We start from the raw sequence: 16405 nt of genomic DNA on the forward strand, positions 1-16405 counted from the left end.
TCGTACGCAGCGCTGTCCTCGACGACCCGGCGCCCGGCGCCGCGGCGGGCGTCACCATCGCTGAGGGCCTGACCCAGGAGTCGGCCGCGCATGTCCCGCACACCACGGAGAGCCTGATGGTGCTCTCCGGAACGGCGGTCGTCGGCCAGCTTCCGCGCAAGCTGTGAACCTCAACGGAGCGTCACTCGTCGAAAACCCCCAGCCGGTGCGCGATGGCCGCGGCCTCCCCTCGGCCTGAAGCGCCCAGCTTGGCCAGGATGTTGGAGACATGCACGCTCGCCGTCTTCGGCGAGATGAACAGCTCCTGCGCGATTCTCCGGTTGCTCCGCCCAGCGGCGACCAGCCGCAGCACGTCCCGCTCCCGGACGGTCAGCCCCAGCGCCGCAGCCGGCTCCGGGGGCGGGGCCGCCTCCCGATCGCCCTGCCGCAGCGGGATCCGGGCGCGGCCGGCCAGCGTGGTGATCTCCGTCCCGAGCGGCGTCGCGCCCAGCTCGCGCGTCACCGCCTCGGCCTGGCGCAGCAACTCACCGGCCGCTTCGCGGGACCCGGCGCCGCCATGGGTGATCAGGGCCTCCGCGAGCCGCAACCGGGCGGTGGCAAGCAGCACCGGGGCCTCCAACTGCTCGGTGGCGGCGACGGCCTCCGTCCAGCGGGCGATGGTGTCCCGGCCCTCGGTGGTGAGTAGTTCGGCCTCGGTCATCTGGGACAGCACGGCCCACAGCGGTGCGAATTCGGGCTGGCCCCGCATCGCCTCGCGGATCTGCTCCAGCGCCGCCTCGCGCCCCAGCTCGGCCACCGCGTGCCCGCGGGCCCGCGCCTCCGCCGCCGCGGCCTCGTACAGCAGCGGCCAGCCGTAGCGTTGGTGGCCGGGGGCGATGGCCTCGCCGACCGCCGTATCGAGCAGGGAGCGGACGTCGAGGATCCGGCCGTCGGCAGCCGCAAGGGCGATGGCGACCCGGGCCATGGCCAGGCTGTGCTGCGGCTCCGGGTAGCGGCCGGAGGTCCAGCTGTCGGACTCCTCCATCAGCCGCCGGGCTTCGTCGTAGGCGCCCCGGGCCAGGGCCAGTTCCGCCCGCTGCCCGGCGATCTGCCCCCGGGTGCGGAGGCTCGCCCCGCGGCGGCCGCCTGCCCTCTTGAGCACCGCGTCGGCGTCGACCCAGCGGCCGAGCTGGGTGAGGGACTCGGCGAGGTTGGCGTCGATGAACGAGGCGGTGTCCGGCAGCCCGTGGCGCTCGGCAAGGCCGCTGCCCTCCTCGGCGACCTCGACGGCCTCGGTGTAGCGGCCGATGCCGTGCAGCGCAGTGGACAAGTTGCCGTGGCCTTGAAGCAGGACCCTGGCGTTGCCCGGTTCGAGGTCACGGGCGCACACGTCGCGAGCCCGCTCGAGTCCGGCCTCGACGTCGCCCAAGTTGATGGTGAGCCAGGCCAGGGTGAGCTGCGCGGCAAGGCCGGTGTTCTCGGCGCCCGTCATCCGGCAGAGTTCCACCGCCTCTTCGGCGGTCTCGACCGCCTTCGGCCCCGGCTGGTGCACGGCGTACCAGTGCGCCGCATGCGTCAGCACATCGGCGTGTACGACGGACGGCGCGAGGCCCTTGAGCAGCTTCTGGGCCTGGACGATCTCGTCCCAGCCGTCGGAACGGGAGAGGTCGCGCACGAGTTGGTAGCGCTCGGTCCAGAACCAGGCCGCTCGCAGAGGGTCGCCTTCCAGTTTGCGCAGCGCCCGGTTGCAGAGGGCGAGCGCCCGCTCCCGCTCTCCCGCGAGGCGCGCGGCAACAGTCATCGCGGCGAGCAGGTCCACGAAGTCCCCGGGCATGTCCGGGGAGATGGCCGGGCTCAGGCCGTCCTCGACACCCTGCCGCATCGCCTTGCGGCGCAGCTCCTCGGGGGCGTCGTCCCACACCTCCAGTGCCCGCTCGAGCAGTTGGTGCTGCTCGGCGAACGCGTGCCGGCCACGGGCGGCGGCCGCCGCGGCGATCATCGCAGGCAGCGCTCTGGCGGGGTCGCGGGCGTCGAACCAGTAACCGGCAAGGCGCCCGGCCCGCTCCTCGGACCGTACGAGCGTCGGATCGGCCTCCAGCGCCTCCGCATAGCGCCGGCTGAGCCGGGAGCGCTCCCCGGGCAGCAGGTCGCCGGCCACGGCCTCGCGCATCAGGGCGTGTCTGAAGCGGAAGGACTCACCCTCATGGGAGGGCTGCAGGACGGCGGCACCGACAGCGGCACGCAGGATCTCGATCAGTTCGTCCTCGGCGAGGCCCGTGACGGCGGCAAGGAGAGGGAACTCCACCTCGGACCCGCCCTCGGCGGCGATCCGCGCCACGCGCTGCACCTCGTCCGGCAGTGCCTCGATCCGGACCAGCAACAGGTCGCGCAGGGATTCGCTGATGCCGCCCGGGGAGCCTTCGACGATGCTGCGGGCCAGCTCCTCCACGAAGAACGCGTTGCCCTCGGAGCGTTCGAAGACCCGGTCAAGGAGCTGCTCGGGCGGGGCATCGCCGCGAATGGCGGTGAGCTGGCGGCGGACTTCGGTGCGGTCGAAGCGGGGCAGCGCGAGGCTGGTGACGGTGCGCAGCCGCTCGTACTCGGCGAGGGCGGGGCGCAACGGGTGGCGACGGTGCAGGTCGTCGGCGCGGTAGGTGGCGACGATGAGCAGGCGGCTGTCGGTGACGGCGCGCAGCAGAAAGCTGAGCAGCTCGCGGGTGGAGCGGTCGGCCCAGTGCAGGTCCTCCAAGGCCAGGATGAGGGTCCGGTCCGCGGCGAGGCGCTCAAGGAGGCGGACGGTGAGCTCGAAGAGCCGGGCACGGCCGTCGGTTTCGGGGAGGCCCAGGTCCATCTCCCCGAGCTCGGGGAGCAGCCGGGCGAGCTCGCCCTCCTGGCCGGCGACGGCGGCGTGGAGTTCCGCGCCGAGCTGGCGTCGCAGGGAGCGCAGGGCGGTGGAGACGGGGTGGTACGGCAGGGCGTCGGCGCCGGTCTCGACGCAGCCGCCCAGGGCGACGACGGCCCCGTCCGCGGCGGCCCGGCCGAGAAACTCCTCCAGGAGCCGGGTCTTGCCGACGCCGGCCTCACCGCCGACGACCAGAGCGCAGGGCTCCCCGGCGTCCGCCCGGGACAGGGCCTCGCCGAGGGCGGCCAGTTCGGCGCTGCGGCCCACGAAGAAGGGGCTTATGTGACTGCTTTGCACGGTGCCGAGCATTGCATGACGTACGAGGTCAGGAACAGCGGATTCGATCTCGGTCTCGATCTCGGTCTCGATCTCGGCCCCGGCCTCGGTCTCGGCGGGGGCCGCTTCAGCCGGGCGCCCGGCCAGGCGACGCCCTTGCTCGCTCACGCGGTGCGGACGTAGCACTGACGGCTGGCGCCGCCGGAGGGCCTCTCTGCGGCGGAGATCCTGTCGGCAGTACGCACCGCCTTCGCGGCCTGCTTTGCCTCGCGGATCAGACGGCGCCGCGCCGCGCGGGCGAGCACCTCGGCCTGGCGAGCGCTTTGGAACTCGTGATGCATCATGACGGTCTCCCTGGACGAGCTGGTCTCTTGCTGCGCTTCCAGCGTCGTCTCCAAGGTGAGGGCGCCACATCGGGAGGCTTGCGCATCTTGCCGCACGGAGGCGTGCCTTAGGCCTGAGGGAAGGGGACCTTAGGGAAGGCTCTCAGCACGCCCCGCATCCTCGTCGCCCTGTGGAGCACGCGACGCGCCAGGCCCCCGAAGCCGCTACGTCGTCGCCAAGCCGGACGGCCACGGCGAGCGGGCCTGGGCCAGCCGGGCGGGCGCGGCACTCGGTCTCCCCCACTGGCCTTGGCGGACCGTGCCCAGCATTTGGTGCAGTCAACTGACCAGCCCCTCATGCCGGGTTCGTAGGGTTGGACCTCGCTGTGGCTTCACCGGGGATCCGGCACCGTCGGTGACGGGCAATGTGGCGGCGCCCGGCCAGTCGAGGGTGACCGACTTCGTCTCGTCCGACGAGGTCACCAGCAGCCCCGCTTGACACGGACACCGGAGCCGCCCGAGTCGTTCATCGGGTAGTTGATGGACGCTGAGCGAGAGACGAGCAAGCGTTTCTGACCACCAGGACCCGCCCTCCCCAGCGAGCCATTCCGCCCAACCACTCCTGATTCATCCCTGTTACACGCACAGCCAGGCGCGACGCGCACCACCACCGGCCACACTCCGCCCTCGCCCTCCCCCCTCCCCTGCAAGGGCGCCCTTCCGCCAGCACCGCTGGCGCAGGACGCATGGTGACTCGCCCAGACCGTGATGATCTCGGTGTAGGACGAAGTGACCCCTCAGATGAACAGTGGGCAGTACTGGGCTAGTTGCTGCATGGTCGGGCACTTCGCGGCCGTCGAGGTCGCCCCCCCCCCGGCTCGCCGACTGGCCGCGACAGGGACCCAGCGCCCTTCGCAGACGTCCGCCTGCACGGCCGGCCTCATCTCCCGGCCCATCGTGATCGTCACGCAACTTGGAGAAGCCGCCCGCGCCGGCACACGACCGCGTAACGGTGTCGCTGGACGGCTGGGATGGCCTGCACCACTGCACTGACCCTCATGCGCGAATGTGAACGGGATCAGGAGGAAGCCTGTCGTGTCGGACCCTGCCTGGTTCACGAGGCCCGCTATAGATGGAGACCCCGCGTTCCTCCTGCTCCAAGAGGCCCTCATGTCATTCCGCAAGGCCACAACCGCCACCATCGCCTCGCTACTCCTGCTCACCGCACCGGCCGCCGACGCGATCGCCGCCCCGGGCGAGACAGTGACCGTCGACCCCACCGGCCGCCTCGCCCCGGACGGCACCATCACCCTCTCGGGAACCTACCGGTGCACCAGCGGCACCGGCCCTGCCTTCGTGTCCTCCTCCCTCACACAGGGCGACAGCCGTGTCCGCCACGGCATCGGCGGCACCCGCGCGGTCTGCGACGGCGAGGAGCACGACTGGACCAACACCGGACGCCCCTCGCCCTCCACCCTCAAGCCGGGCACCGCCCACGTCGAAGCCACCGTGATGGAACTCGCCTCCCGAAACGGCCTCCCGCTGCCGTACTTCCACGCCATGCACCGGCAGGACATCAAGCTCACCGAGGGCTGAGAGCACAGATCACAGACGCCTATGGAGGCCCGCCCCTTTGCCTCCTTGCCGCCGAGCGATGCCGGCAGCTCTCACGCCCGCCCGGGGCAACAGGGCGGGCAAGCGCCCGAGGCTACGATTCGAGGAATCTGAGCGCCCGTGCGACGAATTCGTCGTGGTACTGGAAGAGCCCTCCGTGGCCGGCGTCGGGGTAGAGGGGTACGAGTTCTCCCTGGGGCAACCGGGCTGCCAGGTCGCGTGTGTTGACACTGGGGACCATTCGGTCGCTCTCACCGTTGGCCACGAGAGCCGGATGGTGGATGCGCGACAGATCGGCCGGCGCCTGGACGCCCCATAGGTGGATGGCCTTCAGCTGGGCGCGGAACGACGAGAGGGAGATGGGCTTGTCGCTTGCGGGTCAGGACCGCCTTGAGGGTGTCCTTGATGGTGAGGCTTGTGACCTTGTCGATGCCAGGGCCTCCGGCGGGGCCCGTGCCCGCGAGGATGATCGTGCGCACGAGGTGCGGTTCCTCCGCTGCGACGACCTGGGCGATGAAGCCGCCCATCGACAGGCCGAGCAAGTCGACACGGTCGTACCCGAGGGCTCGGATGAACAGCACCGTGTCGCGGGCCATCGCCTCGATGGTGTCGGGCGTGGAGCCGCCGGACGCACCGACTCCGCGGTTGTCGAAGGTGATCACTCGGCGTCTTGCGGCGAGTCCGTCGACGACGCGGGGGTCCCAGTTGTCCAGGACCGCGGCCAGGTGGTTGAGGAGGATCAGCGGTACGCCGTCGTCCGGACCGAGCAGCCGGTAGACGAAGTCCACGCCGCGCACGGACACGGAACGGGTCGGCGTGCTCTTGTACGACGACGGGGCGGGGGTGGGGGCGGGGGAACTGGACTGTGCGTTCATGGCTTGCCCTGGGGCCGCGTGGGGGGGGGATGGGGTGTGCAGGGGGCTCGTGCCTGCCCTCAGGTCATCGCGACGACGACCTTGCCGGCCTTCGCACGGCCCTTCTCGACGTATTCCATGGCCTGAAGTGTGTCGTCGAACGGGAAGACGCGATCGACGACGGGGCGGATCTTCCCGGCGTCGATGAGCGGTGTGAGTTCGCGCAGTTGGTCGCCGCTGGCCTTCATGAACAGGAACGAGTACGTCACGCCGTGGCGCTTGGCGCTGCGCCGGGTCTTGAAGCTCAGCGCGCTCATCGCCAGGCGCAGGATCGGGTTCGCTCCGAGTTCGCGGGCGAAGGCCGCGTCGGGTGGGCCCGCGACGCTGATGGCCGTGCCGCCGGGCTTGAGTACACGCAGGGATTTGGCGAGGTTCTCGCCGCCGAGGCTGTCCAGGACGACGTCGTAGCCGTCGAGGTTCTCCTCGAAGGCCTGTGTGCGGTAGTCGACGACGACGTCCGCGCCGAGTTCCCTCACCAGGTCGACCTTGGCGGTGCTCGCGGTGGTGGCCACGTGCGCGCCGAGCGCCTTCGCCAGCTGGACGGCGATGGAGCCGAGGCCGCCGGCACCCGCGTGGATGAGGACCTTCTGGCCCGGCTGTACATGGGTCCGCTCGACCAGTGCCTGCCATGCGGTCAGGGCGACCAGGGGAAGGGAGGCGGCATCTGTCATGGAGAGGGTGGCGGGTTTGAGTGCCAAGTCGTCCTGATGGACGGCAATGAGTTCGGCGAAGGTGCCGATGCTGTCCTTGTCGGGCCGGGCGTAGACCTCGTCGCCCACCGCGAACCGGGTGACGGACGACCCGACCTGGAGGACCTCCCCGGCGAGGTCGTTGCCCAGGACGAGCGGGAGACGGTAGGGCATGAACGCCTTGAAGTCCCCGTTGCGGATCCTGAGATCCAGCGGGTTGACGCCTGCCGCGTGGATCTTGACCAGGACGTCGTCGGGGCCCACCTGGGGGTCGGGTACCTCGGCGGCGCGCATCCCGGCTTGATCGCCGTACTTCTCGACCATGAAAGCCTTCATCGTCGTCTCCGTTCCGTTTCCCGTCCGTGAGAGGGCGGGGTCACCGTTCGCCCCGGGCTTCTCCCAGTACGCGACAGTTTGTGTCGTTTTCTTGGCCGCGGCGCGGGCGCACTGTCTCCTCAGCCGCGTTCGCCTGTCACGCCACCGGCACGACCGGGGCGATGACACGCTCGGCGGCACCTCCCTGGAGGCGGCCCAGGGAAGCGGAGATCCCCACGTGGGGCACGCCGAGTGGGACCGCGCTGACTTCGTTCAGGCGGGTGTGCTGCTCCTCGGTCAGGTGGACGTCGAGGGCACCGAGGTAGCTGTCGAGCTGGGCGAGAGTGCGCGGGCCGATGATCGGGACGAGCGTGGCCACGGAGCGTGCGGCGCGCTCACGAACCCAGGCCACCGACACCTGGGCGGGCGGTACGCCGGTCTCCTCGGCGATGGCCAGGACGGTGTCCACTACGGCGGCCTTCTGGTCGGTGCTCTCGGTGTGGATGACCATGCCCAGGTCGCTCAGGCGCCCCTCGGCGGAGTTGCGGTACTTGCCGGTGAGCAGTCCGCCGCCGAGCGGGGACCACAGGGCGGCGCCGAGTCCGAGGCTCTCGGCCATCGGGAGCAGCTCGCGGTCGGCCGTGCGCTCGACGAGGCTGTACTCGTACTGGATGCCCACGATCGGGGCCCAGTTCTTCAGGTCCGCGAGGGTCACCGCGCGCGAGACGCGCCAGGCGGGGAAGTTGGACAGCGCGGCATGGTGGATCTTGCCGGAGCTCACCAGGTCGTCGAGCCCGCGCAGGATCTCTTCCATGGGGGTGAGCTCGTCCGGAAAGTGCACCCACAGCAGGTCGATGTAGTCGGTGCCCAGGCGCTTCAGGCTGGCCTCCACGGAGGCGACCATGTTCTTGCGGCTGTTGCCCGTCTTGGAGATGTCCGGCTGCGGGGCGGCACCGAGGGCGAACTTGGTGGCCAGCACGAAGTGCTCGCGGTCGGCGGAGATCAGCTTTCCTGTCAGTTCCTCCGACTCGCCGAACTGGTAGCCGTCCGCGCTGTCGAGGAAGGTGCCGCCCGCCTCGGCGAACCGGTCGAAGATCCGGCGTGCCTCGTCCGCCTCGGCTCCGGCGCCCCAGCCGGTGCCGAAGTTCGCGGTGCCGAGCGCGTATTCGGATACGCGCAGTCCGGTCCGGTGTCCGAAGGTCGTGTAACGCATCAGGTGTCCTTACTCCAGGAAGTCGACAAGAGGGAGGCGGTGCGGCGGGGCGTGCCTCACGTCCCGCCGGGCGAAGCGGCCAGGCTCTGCCTGACGTACCGGGTGGTCTCGTCGGCGAGGATCTCGGGCAGGCCCCCTTCGATGCCGTACAGGGCCTGCGCGGCGACATCGGCGGGGTCGGCCTTCTGATCGGCTGGGACTCCCGCGGCCATGTCGGTGTCCATGTATCCGACGTGCAGTGCCGAGACGGTGATCCCGCGGGGCGCCAGTTCCTCGCGGGTCGCATTCGTCAGCGCCCATGCGGCGGCCTTGGCGGCGGCGTAGGACCCGAGGCCGGCCGGGTGCAGCCAGGACAGGACGGACAGGACGTTGAGCACCGCTCCGCCGCCGTTGCCCTCCATGACGGGGGCGAAAGTCCGTGTCACGGCGAGCGGACCGAAGAAGTTCGTCTCCATCTCCCCGCGCACCGCGTCCAAGCGGCCCGCGATCAGCGGTGTGGCGGTGGAGATGCCGGCGTTGTTCACCAGCAGCGTCGCGTCGGACGCGGTGCGGGCCGCGGCCCGGATCGAATCCTCGTCCGTCACGTCCAGCCTCAGCGGGGTGACGCCGGGCAGGTCCACCGTCTCGGGGCGGCGGGCCGCCGCGTACACCTTCGCCCCGCGCTCCACGAGCTGGGCGGCCAGATGCCGCCCGAGCCCCCGGTTGGCGCCTGTGACCACCGCGACCGCGTCCTTCAGTTCCATGCCCACTCCCGACGTTGCGTGCGGGCGACGAGCAGCCCGCGTAATTAGATTATGACTACAATCTAAACCACAGTCTAGGATAGATGGCAATCGACATCCAACCGGGAGGTGGCTCATGGGCCGCGTATCGCAGGCGCAGGCGGCGGAGAACCGCCGGCGGGTTGTGGAAACCGCATCCCGGCTGTTCCGGGAACAGGGCACCCACATCAGCGTCGCCGACCTCATGAAGGCGTCCGGCCTCACCCACGGCGGCTTCTACAAGCAGTTCGCCTCCAAAGAGGCGCTCGTCGACGAAGCCACCGCCCACGCGTTCGACGAACTAGCCCAGCTGCACAAGGACGGACTCGAGCGGCACGCCGGGCAGCGCGACGCGGCGCAGCGGGCGCTGATCGACGCCTACCTCTCCGTCGAACATCGCGACAGAGCGGCGGACGGCTGCCCGGTCGCCGCACTCGCCGGCGACATCGCGCGCGAAACCGGAGATCGCGAGGCGCGTCGCGTCTACACCAAGGGAGTGGACGACTTCGCCGGCTTTCTCGCCACCGACGACCAGGACGGCATCGCCCGGCTGTGCACCATGCTCGGCGCACTCGTCCTGGCCCGGGCCACCAAGGGCTCCCCGCTCTCCGAGGAGATCCTCACCACCGCGCGAACCGCCTTGACGAAGAGCAGCTGATCGGGGGCACGGCACGGTCCGGGCCGTCGCAACCGACCTGGATCGCCTTCGCCTGCACGGCGTCGCTGCCCGAATCCGCTCCGAAGCAGGTTGAGGGCAGACCGCGGGTGCCGGACCGGCAGGCGCTCTGCGGGATCTTGTTCGTCCTGCACACCGGTATCCAATAGGAGTACCTGGCCCAGGAGTTGGGCTTCCCATGTCCTGGCCGCTCGGCGGGGCCCAAAAGCGGGCCCGGCCCGTTCGACCGCGCACGCCCGGGCAGCAGACGCAGCGTCCTCCGATGGGCAGGGCATCCCGTTCGCGGTCTCGCTGACCGGCGGGAACTGCAACGACGTAACCCAACTGCTGCCGTTGCTCGACAAGATCCCAGCTGTACCCGGCGTCGCCGGCGGACCACGACCGAGATCCGCCGCGCTCCTGGGGGACCGCGGCTGCGACCACGATAAATACCGACGACTCCTCTGAGCCCGATGCATTCGACCGCTCATCGCTAGTGTCTCTGTGGAGCGGACTCTCGGACTGCCCTGGAGTGCCTCTCCGCGCTCCCCGACCGCCCCACTGCGCTGGTTTGCGCGCAAAGCACAGCTGGAAGCATGTGTCACGGAGTCCTGTGCACTCTTTCCCGGGGGGACTGGTGGACGCGAGCCTGGTCTGGACTGCCGTGGGCACATTGGGGACGTATGCCGGGCTGGGAATGGCGTGGCTGCAGTTGCGGGTCCAGCCCGTGGAGAACCGTCAGGAACCGGTGCCAGGGGCGCTGACCCTGTTCGGGGTGTCGGTGGTGCCACCCACCGGGGCGTTGCCGCTCGAGACGCACGGCCGCGATCAGATACTGGGACCACTGTGGAAGTGGACGCGCAGGCCCCCCGCGACAACCATCGTGCTTGTAGGGATGGGCGGCATCGGCAAGTCGACGGTGGCCACGGCGCTGGCCGAGCGTGCTGCCCGCGGCCGGAGGTCAGGCCGTTGGAGCAGACGGGTGTGGTGGGTCTCGGCTGCGGATCAGTCAAGTCTCGCGGCCGGGCTGGTCACTGTTGCCCGGCAGTTGAATGCCGACCCCGCCGACCTGGAGGCGTTGGCGTCGGGGGCACCGGATGCCCCTGACCGGTTCTGGTCGTTGCTGGAGCGGGCGGCGCCCGGGTGGCTGTTGGTCTTCGATGCGGCTGATGACCCGGAGGTGCTTGCCGGGGGTGCCTCGGCGGTGGGCGACGGAACCGGCTGGATACGCCCGTCGGCCCGCGGACTGACCGTGGTGACGAGCCGGAACTCCGACCCACGAACGTGGGGGCGCCACGCCAAGGTGTGTCGGATGGATCCGGTGGATGAGGGCGCCGGCGCCCGAGTGTTGCTTGATCTGGCTCCCCGGGCGGGAGATGAGGCCGAGGCACAGTTGCTGGCCCAGCGTCTGGGTGGCCTGCCGCTGGCGCTGTATCTGGCAGGAACGTACCTGGATACCGCCGTTGCACGATGGCGAACCTTCGCCGACTACCGCCACGTACTCGACAGCGGTGGCGGGGTACGGCTACTGGACGACCCCCGGGCGGAGGCTCGTGGCGTGGTGACGCGAACGTGGGAGATCTCCCTCGACGACCTGGCGCGATGCGGAGTGCCACACGCGCGTCCCCTACTCCGCTTGCTGTCCTGCTGGGCCCCCGCAACCCCGATACCGCTCGACCTGCTCGACGCTCGTCACATCGCGTGCCTGCTCCGGCCACGAGCTTTTGGCCAGATCGACGAGGGGGACGCCGACAACGCGGACCAACTGGAGGAGGCACTGCGCGGTCTCGACAAGCTGGGCCTGATCGAGGCACGAGTATCCGGCCCGCAGACCGCGATCGTGATCCACCCGGTCGTGGCAGACGCCAATCGCATCCACCTTTCGTCGGCCGTCGCACGCCCGGGCGACGAGCCGGACGCGAATCTCGTTCGGCGAGTCGCTGTCGAAGTCATCACCTCCGAGCTGTCCGGCCTGAGCCCGTACGCGCCCGCCGACTGGCCACGCTTCCGGTTGATCGGCACACATCTGCGCACCCTGCTCGACACTGTTGCTCCGCACTTGACGCAGGAGCACCTCGCAGCGCTGGTCTCAGCCGTCTGCACCACAGGCTGCGCCATCGACCAGAGCGGAGCCATCGATGTCGGCGAAAGCTTGTGCCTTGCCGCCTTGGACCGCGCGTCCGGTCTCGATGCGGATCACCCCGTAGTCCTCCAACTCCGGCACCAGCTTGCATGGGATTCGGCCGCCATGGGACGCCGGAACCAGGCGGAGGCCATGTATCGACAGGTGTTCGTGGCACGTCGACGGCTACTCGGGGAGGACTATCCCGACACGCTGGTCACTCGCCACGAACTAGCCTGGATCGCCGCCGCCCAGGAACGGCGGGAAGAGGCGGAGAGCGGCTACCGGCGTGTCCTGCCCGCTCTCCGGAGGGTGCTCGGCGAGGAGCACATCGCCACCCTGTTCACCAGACACGAACATGGCTGGGCGTTGGCGAACCAGGGGCGCCTGGAGGATGCCGAGGCGGAGCTGCGGTCCGTCCTGCGGACCCGACGACAGGTTCTCGGCGAGGAGCATCCGCACACGCTGGCGACACTCCACGAGCTGGCGTGGATCACGGCCAGGCGCGGTCGGCCCGCTGAGGCGGAGGTGAAGTACCGGCAACTGCTGGAAACTCGCCTGCAGGTACTCGGCGACGAGCACCACCACACCCTGTCCGCCCATCACGAACTAGCCTGGATCCTGGCCCTGCAAGGCCGTTGGAGCAAGGCAGCGGCCGAGTACGAGAACGTTCTCCGGGCACGCCGACGGGCGCTCGGAGAGGAGCATCCCGACACGCTGGCGACTCTTTCGGCGCTCCAGCAGCTCGGAAACCGTCATATCGCCGACGCATTCCACGTCGCCTGAGAACGCTTCACAGCACACCACCCAAATCACCCGGAGCACCCGACAGATCACCCGGAGCACCAGACAGAGGGGAACGCGACATCATGACGATCACCGCTGAAGAGCTCGTCGCGACGATCGACGAACTGGCGCTGGCGCAGCGGCCGGTCATGGTCCATGCATCGCTTCGGTCCTTCGGTATGCCCGTTGAGGGCGGGGCGGACGCTGTTCTGGACGCCTTGCTCTCCCGTGGCTGCACGGTCCTGGTCCCGTCGTTCACCGAACCGCAGTTCGGCGTCGTCCCCCCGACCACGATGCGCCCGGCCCGAAACGGAATCGACTACGCAGTCCTCGACAAGGCAACGCCCCGGCCCCAGGCAGCCGCCAACTACACCGTCGACTGCGAAGTCATCAACTCAGGCATGGGCGTCCTTCCGGCGCGACTACTCGCACGCGGCAAGGCGCGACGCGGCCGACACCCGCTCAATTCCTTCGCGGCCGTAGGGCCGCAAGCTGCCGAACTCGTCGCCGCGCAGACCCCCACCAACGTGTACGGCCCCGTGCGCACGCTTGCAGACGAGAACGGCGCCATACTCCTGCTGGGTGTCGAACTGAACCGGATGACTGCGCTCCACCTCGCCGAACAGGACTCCGGCCGACGACTCCCCGTCCGCTGGGCGCGCGCAGCCGACAACAGAGTGATCATGGTGGAGACAGGGTCGTGCTCAGAGGGATTCCCACGCCTGGAACCTTGGCTGCGATCGCTGCCACGCACTGCCCGGGTGAGCGAGTCCCGATGGAGCGCCTACCCGGCGAAGGAGACACTTGCCGCCGCAGTCGCCGCCATGACCGCTGATCAGAGCGTGACCCACTGCGCCGACGCGGCTTGCCTCGCCTGCCGAGACTCGGTGGCCGGCGGTCCGATCGGCCCGATTCCTTTGGGATGATCCAACCGGGCCCGCCCCGGGACACGGGCACGACCGCTGCGCATGGGCGGGTGAGCCCGGCACCCGGTGCGGACGTGCGGTCCGCGCAGCAGCATCGCTGCCCTTCCCAGTGGCCGCCACGTCTTTGTGCGTTGGGGGGGTGCCGTCGTCCGGGCCGGGGTCTGGACTCAATCATCGGGTGTCGAAGTGCTGCCCCCCTTGAGGGCAGGGGTGTCAGCCGGCGGGGTCCGTCTTGGCGAGCAGGCGCGCGCGGTCTCGCCAGGCCTGTTCCCACTGACGCGTCAATGCGGGGTAGATGATCAGGTAGCGGAACGGTGCGATGAAGGCCATGTACAGCCGTCCGAACACCCCGTTGGGTTTGACCAGGGCCGCCATGTGCAGTTCGTATCCGCCGTCGCCGGTCGGTACCCAGCCCAGATGCATGATGTCGTGGACGGTCTTGTTGGCCAGTTCGCGCGCGGCCTCGTCGTCGAGCAGGTACACCTCGGTGAACGGGTCGGTGCAGGGGGTGGCGTCCTTCGCGGTCCGGGCGAGGTCACGCGGGAGGCGGTCGCGCAGCGAGGCAACCCGCCTCCCCAGACCCGCCTGAGGATCCTCCCAGCCGAGCAGGCCACCGAGCTTCCATCGCACCGCGAACAGGAACCGGACGGCGGCGGGCTCCTTGCGAGTGTCATAGGCCGCCTTGAGCGCGTCGAGCATCACGGGAAAGTCGTCGCGCCCGGCACCGGGGGCGCGGAAGGACCACACGTCCTCGATCCGGAAGTCGTGGGTGAACTCGTGGATCCGCCACGGCTGTGCGGTGTGGGCGGCTTTCGGGATTCGCATCTGTCATTCCTTCCGACCTGGTGCGCGCCACCCACTCGGGACGGGGCGGGCGGGCCGCTCCCGAGGACTGCGCGCCGCGTGAGGTGACCAGGCGGCGACCGAGCCGAGGATTGCCGAACCATCAGTTACGGAACCGCTAGTTTCGATACTCCGAGTTCCGTATGATGCATGCATGTCTGCTCGAAATCAACCCCGAAGCCAGGGGGGCCGCCCCCGGGACAGTCGCGTCGATGACGCCATCGCCTCCGCCGTGCTGGAGCTGCTGACCGATGTGGGGTACGCGCGGCTCACGATGGGCGAGGTGGCAGCGCGTGCCGGCGTGGGCAAGGCGGCGATCTACCGGCGCCACGCCACCAAGCAAGAAATGATCTTTGACGTCCTCACCCCGGGCCAGTTCCTGGCCGTGGCACCCGACCACGGATCGCTCCGCGCCGACCTGGCCGCCGTGCTCGCCGAGATCGCGGACAGCATGACCTCACCACCGCCGGGGACGATTCCCGGCCTGCTGGCCGACATCCACGCCGACTCCGCACTGCTCGAACGGTTCGACGCGAAGTACCTCGGCGTCCAGCGCCGGACCCTCACCGAGATCCTGGACCGCGCCGTGGCACGCGGGGAGCTCACCATCCGCCCCGACCCGGCCATCCTCAACGCCCTGCTGGTCGGCCCCATCTTCGCCTGGTTGTTCCTGCTGTCCGGATCCCCCGACCAACTCCCCGCACTTCTCGACGCGGTACTCGCCCTCACCAGCACCGAGCCCCCTGCCACCCCAGACGACTCCGGCAGTGAGGTGGCGCCGTAACGAAAACGCCACGTCGCGCCACCTCTTCCGCCCCGTAGAAATATCTACCAGCATGAGCATGGCGAATCGGGCCAGAACATGGGAATTCGCGCATTCTTGCGGTCTGTCGAGGGGGTCAGATCTGGCAGCAAGACATCAGCCATGGTGGAGGAGCGCATGAGAAGTCACGCGAAACGAGCAGTCGAGTGGCTTGCCGCCGCTGCGACGGACCCCCGGGCGTGCAAGAGAGCTTGGCACGCGGAGAACGGGACCGCGGTGCTGTCATCCGGACGGTTTTGGGATGTGCTGAGTGTGCCGGAGGAGTTGGGCCTTTTCGCCCTGGACGTTCTGTTGCGCACCCCGCTGCAGGAACCCGGCCCCACGCTTGCGGACTTCGCCGCCCACCGGGTGGGCTTCTTCCTGCCCCCGGATCCCGAAAGCCGCTGGGTCGGCTCCGGTATCCGTTACGCGGGCAAGGACGCGTGGATTGCCGTACCGGCCCCCCATCGGGCAACGGGCCCCTTGCGGTGGCTCGTTCCTCCCGACGGCAGCGGCACCCTGTTCTCCCCCGCCACCGTGGAACTGGCGCTCCAACAGGCCACCGGGATACTGGCCGCCCTCCTCGAGCCCGCCGCACCCCCTGACCCCGGCAAGACGACCGCTGTCATCGGGACCCATCGCGGCCGACTCGCGCCGCGCGGAACGAGCGCCCTGGACACCGGCGGAAGGCTGGAGTGATCACGTCCGTCGGTGCGGATTCGTCAACTGACGGGATCCGCACCGGCCTGAGAGGCGCCCACACGTTCCCCCCGCCCCGCGCCGACCCCGGCGCCCACGTCGCCTCGCCCTGCCTTGGGCGGCATGGTGAGGGCACTCCACTGCGCATCGCGCCATCCGGGCACCATCCGCCCCCTGGCCCACCACTCGGCCACCAAGGCGGAGTAGATCGGCGGGTTCGCCCCGTACGCATCGGCGAGTTCGACGTACGCCGGATCGTGCCCCTCCTGGTCCAGGAGACACCCGGTCGTGGTGGAAGTGCTGTCCATGCCACTGCAACACGGGCCGGCACACCGGCGGTACGCCCACGCTCGCCGATGACCCCGGATCGAGTGAGCATGCCCCCTCGATCGGGGCCATGTACTTGTCGGATAAGACCTCTACTGCTTTCGACCGTACGGCTGGCTCCTACGGGGACGACCCCGCCCCCGCACGCGGTGCTCCTCGCCTGCCCAGCCCTGCCCCCCGCGCATGCAGAGACGTTGCGCCCGCGCCCCGAGAGGCTCAAATGATCACCGTCAAGAGGTGGGTTGAGGGCATACGGGTA

At 69.8% G+C, this 16405-nt stretch carries 14 protein-coding genes and 1 pseudogene; 6 read left to right on the forward strand and 9 right to left on the reverse strand.

Features of this window, described 5'->3' with window-relative positions; genetic code table 11:
- Positions 1–181: 181 nt before the first annotated feature.
- The 3 genes and pseudogenes from E5671_RS03645 to E5671_RS46005 form a co-directional block, all read right to left on the reverse strand.
- Entirely contained in the window at positions 182–3325 is a 3144-nt protein-coding gene (locus tag E5671_RS03645; RefSeq protein ID WP_336605651.1) for a helix-turn-helix transcriptional regulator, read from the reverse strand.
- On the reverse strand, positions 3322–3555 hold the full coding sequence (locus tag E5671_RS03650; RefSeq protein ID WP_237330088.1) for a hypothetical protein: 234 nt from the start codon (positions 3553–3555) through the stop codon (positions 3322–3324). Before E5671_RS03650 ends, E5671_RS03645 begins: the two co-directional genes overlap by 4 nt.
- Positions 3556–3819: 264 nt before the next feature.
- Positions 3820–4022: pseudogene (locus E5671_RS46005) on the reverse strand (hypothetical protein); the annotation flags it as partial.
- A 628-nt stretch (positions 4023–4650) separates the two neighbouring features.
- Here E5671_RS46005 and E5671_RS03655 point away from each other — a divergent pair.
- The gene (locus tag E5671_RS03655) at positions 4651–5076 is read left to right on the forward strand and encodes a DUF6299 family protein (protein ID WP_160502407.1); all 426 of its coding nucleotides are present in this window, start codon (positions 4651–4653) and stop codon (positions 5074–5076) included.
- 269 nt (positions 5077–5345) lie between these two features.
- Here E5671_RS03655 and E5671_RS03660 read toward each other — a convergent pair whose 3' ends face one another.
- The 4 genes from E5671_RS03660 to E5671_RS03675 all read right to left on the reverse strand — a co-directional run bounded on the left by E5671_RS03660 (position 5346) and on the right by E5671_RS03675 (position 8968).
- On the reverse strand, positions 5346–5969 hold the full coding sequence (locus E5671_RS03660) for an alpha/beta fold hydrolase (protein ID WP_237330089.1): 624 nt from the start codon (positions 5967–5969) through the stop codon (positions 5346–5348).
- Between the two features lie 59 nt (positions 5970–6028).
- The gene (locus E5671_RS03665; RefSeq protein ID WP_160502408.1) at positions 6029–7033 is read right to left on the reverse strand and encodes an NADP-dependent oxidoreductase; all 1005 of its coding nucleotides are present in this window, start codon (positions 7031–7033) and stop codon (positions 6029–6031) included.
- 136 nt (positions 7034–7169) lie between these two features.
- Positions 7170–8225, reverse strand: coding sequence for an aldo/keto reductase (locus E5671_RS03670; protein ID WP_160502409.1), 1056 nt, complete (start codon positions 8223–8225; stop codon positions 7170–7172).
- Between the two features lie 56 nt (positions 8226–8281).
- Complete coding sequence (locus tag E5671_RS03675) at positions 8282–8968, reverse strand: SDR family oxidoreductase (RefSeq protein ID WP_160502410.1); 687 nt, start codon at positions 8966–8968, stop codon at positions 8282–8284.
- 115 nt (positions 8969–9083) lie between these two features.
- Between E5671_RS03675 and E5671_RS03680 the strand changes: the two genes are divergently transcribed.
- The 3 genes from E5671_RS03680 to E5671_RS03690 all read left to right on the forward strand — a co-directional run bounded on the left by E5671_RS03680 (position 9084) and on the right by E5671_RS03690 (position 13475).
- The gene (locus E5671_RS03680) at positions 9084–9644 is read left to right on the forward strand and encodes a TetR/AcrR family transcriptional regulator (RefSeq protein ID WP_160502411.1); all 561 of its coding nucleotides are present in this window, start codon (positions 9084–9086) and stop codon (positions 9642–9644) included.
- 634 nt (positions 9645–10278) lie between these two features.
- A complete protein-coding gene (locus E5671_RS46915; protein WP_160502412.1) occupies positions 10279–12549 on the forward strand; it encodes a tetratricopeptide repeat protein in 2271 nt (756 codons plus the stop codon).
- A gap of 83 nt (positions 12550–12632) precedes the next feature.
- Positions 12633–13475, forward strand: coding sequence for an AAC(3) family N-acetyltransferase (locus E5671_RS03690; protein ID WP_160502413.1), 843 nt, complete (start codon positions 12633–12635; stop codon positions 13473–13475).
- A 213-nt stretch (positions 13476–13688) separates the two neighbouring features.
- On the opposite strand, the gene E5671_RS03695 is transcribed toward E5671_RS03690, so the two are convergent.
- Positions 13689–14300 carry a DUF2867 domain-containing protein gene (locus E5671_RS03695; RefSeq protein ID WP_160502414.1) on the reverse strand — a complete coding sequence of 204 codons (612 nt, stop codon included), beginning with the start codon at positions 14298–14300 and terminating at the stop codon, positions 13689–13691.
- Positions 14301–14472: 172 nt separating this feature from the next.
- On the opposite strand from E5671_RS03695, the gene E5671_RS03700 reads away from it, so the two are divergent.
- Together E5671_RS03700 and E5671_RS03705 are read left to right on the forward strand one after the other, a co-directional pair.
- Entirely contained in the window at positions 14473–15102 is a 630-nt protein-coding gene (locus tag E5671_RS03700) for a TetR/AcrR family transcriptional regulator (protein ID WP_160502415.1), read from the forward strand.
- 282 nt (positions 15103–15384) lie between these two features.
- A complete protein-coding gene (locus tag E5671_RS03705) occupies positions 15385–15819 on the forward strand; it encodes a hypothetical protein (protein ID WP_336605652.1) in 435 nt (144 codons plus the stop codon).
- 23 nt (positions 15820–15842) lie between these two features.
- Here the strand turns inward: E5671_RS03705 and E5671_RS45280 are convergent, their stop codons facing one another.
- The gene (locus E5671_RS45280) at positions 15843–16127 is read right to left on the reverse strand and encodes a hypothetical protein (protein ID WP_202121003.1); all 285 of its coding nucleotides are present in this window, start codon (positions 16125–16127) and stop codon (positions 15843–15845) included.
- Positions 16128–16405: the final 278 nt, after the last annotated feature.

Source organism: Streptomyces sp. BA2 (assembly GCF_009769735.1).
Classification (GTDB): domain Bacteria; phylum Actinomycetota; class Actinomycetes; order Streptomycetales; family Streptomycetaceae; genus Streptomyces.

What these genes read in the sequence shown, in the direction of transcription:
- E5671_RS03655 (WP_160502407.1), top strand. Translation starts at nt 4,651, where the DNA reads ATGTCATTCCGCAAGGCCACAACCGCCACCATCGCCTCGCTACTCCTG.
- E5671_RS03660 (WP_237330089.1), bottom strand. Translation starts at nt 5,969, where the DNA reads ATGAACGCACAGTCCAGTTCCCCCGCCCCCACCCCCGCCCCGTCGTCG.
- E5671_RS03665 (WP_160502408.1), bottom strand. Translation starts at nt 7,033, where the DNA reads ATGAAGGCTTTCATGGTCGAGAAGTACGGCGATCAAGCCGGGATGCGC.
- E5671_RS03670 (WP_160502409.1), bottom strand. Translation starts at nt 8,225, where the DNA reads ATGCGTTACACGACCTTCGGACACCGGACCGGACTGCGCGTATCCGAA.
- E5671_RS03675 (WP_160502410.1), bottom strand. Translation starts at nt 8,968, where the DNA reads ATGGAACTGAAGGACGCGGTCGCGGTGGTCACAGGCGCCAACCGGGGG.
- E5671_RS03680 (WP_160502411.1), top strand. Translation starts at nt 9,084, where the DNA reads ATGGGCCGCGTATCGCAGGCGCAGGCGGCGGAGAACCGCCGGCGGGTT.
- E5671_RS03690 (WP_160502413.1), top strand. Translation starts at nt 12,633, where the DNA reads ATGACGATCACCGCTGAAGAGCTCGTCGCGACGATCGACGAACTGGCG.
- E5671_RS03695 (WP_160502414.1), bottom strand. Translation starts at nt 14,300, where the DNA reads ATGCGAATCCCGAAAGCCGCCCACACCGCACAGCCGTGGCGGATCCAC.
- E5671_RS03700 (WP_160502415.1), top strand. Translation starts at nt 14,473, where the DNA reads ATGTCTGCTCGAAATCAACCCCGAAGCCAGGGGGGCCGCCCCCGGGAC.
- E5671_RS45280 (WP_202121003.1), bottom strand. Translation starts at nt 16,127, where the DNA reads ATGGACAGCACTTCCACCACGACCGGGTGTCTCCTGGACCAGGAGGGG.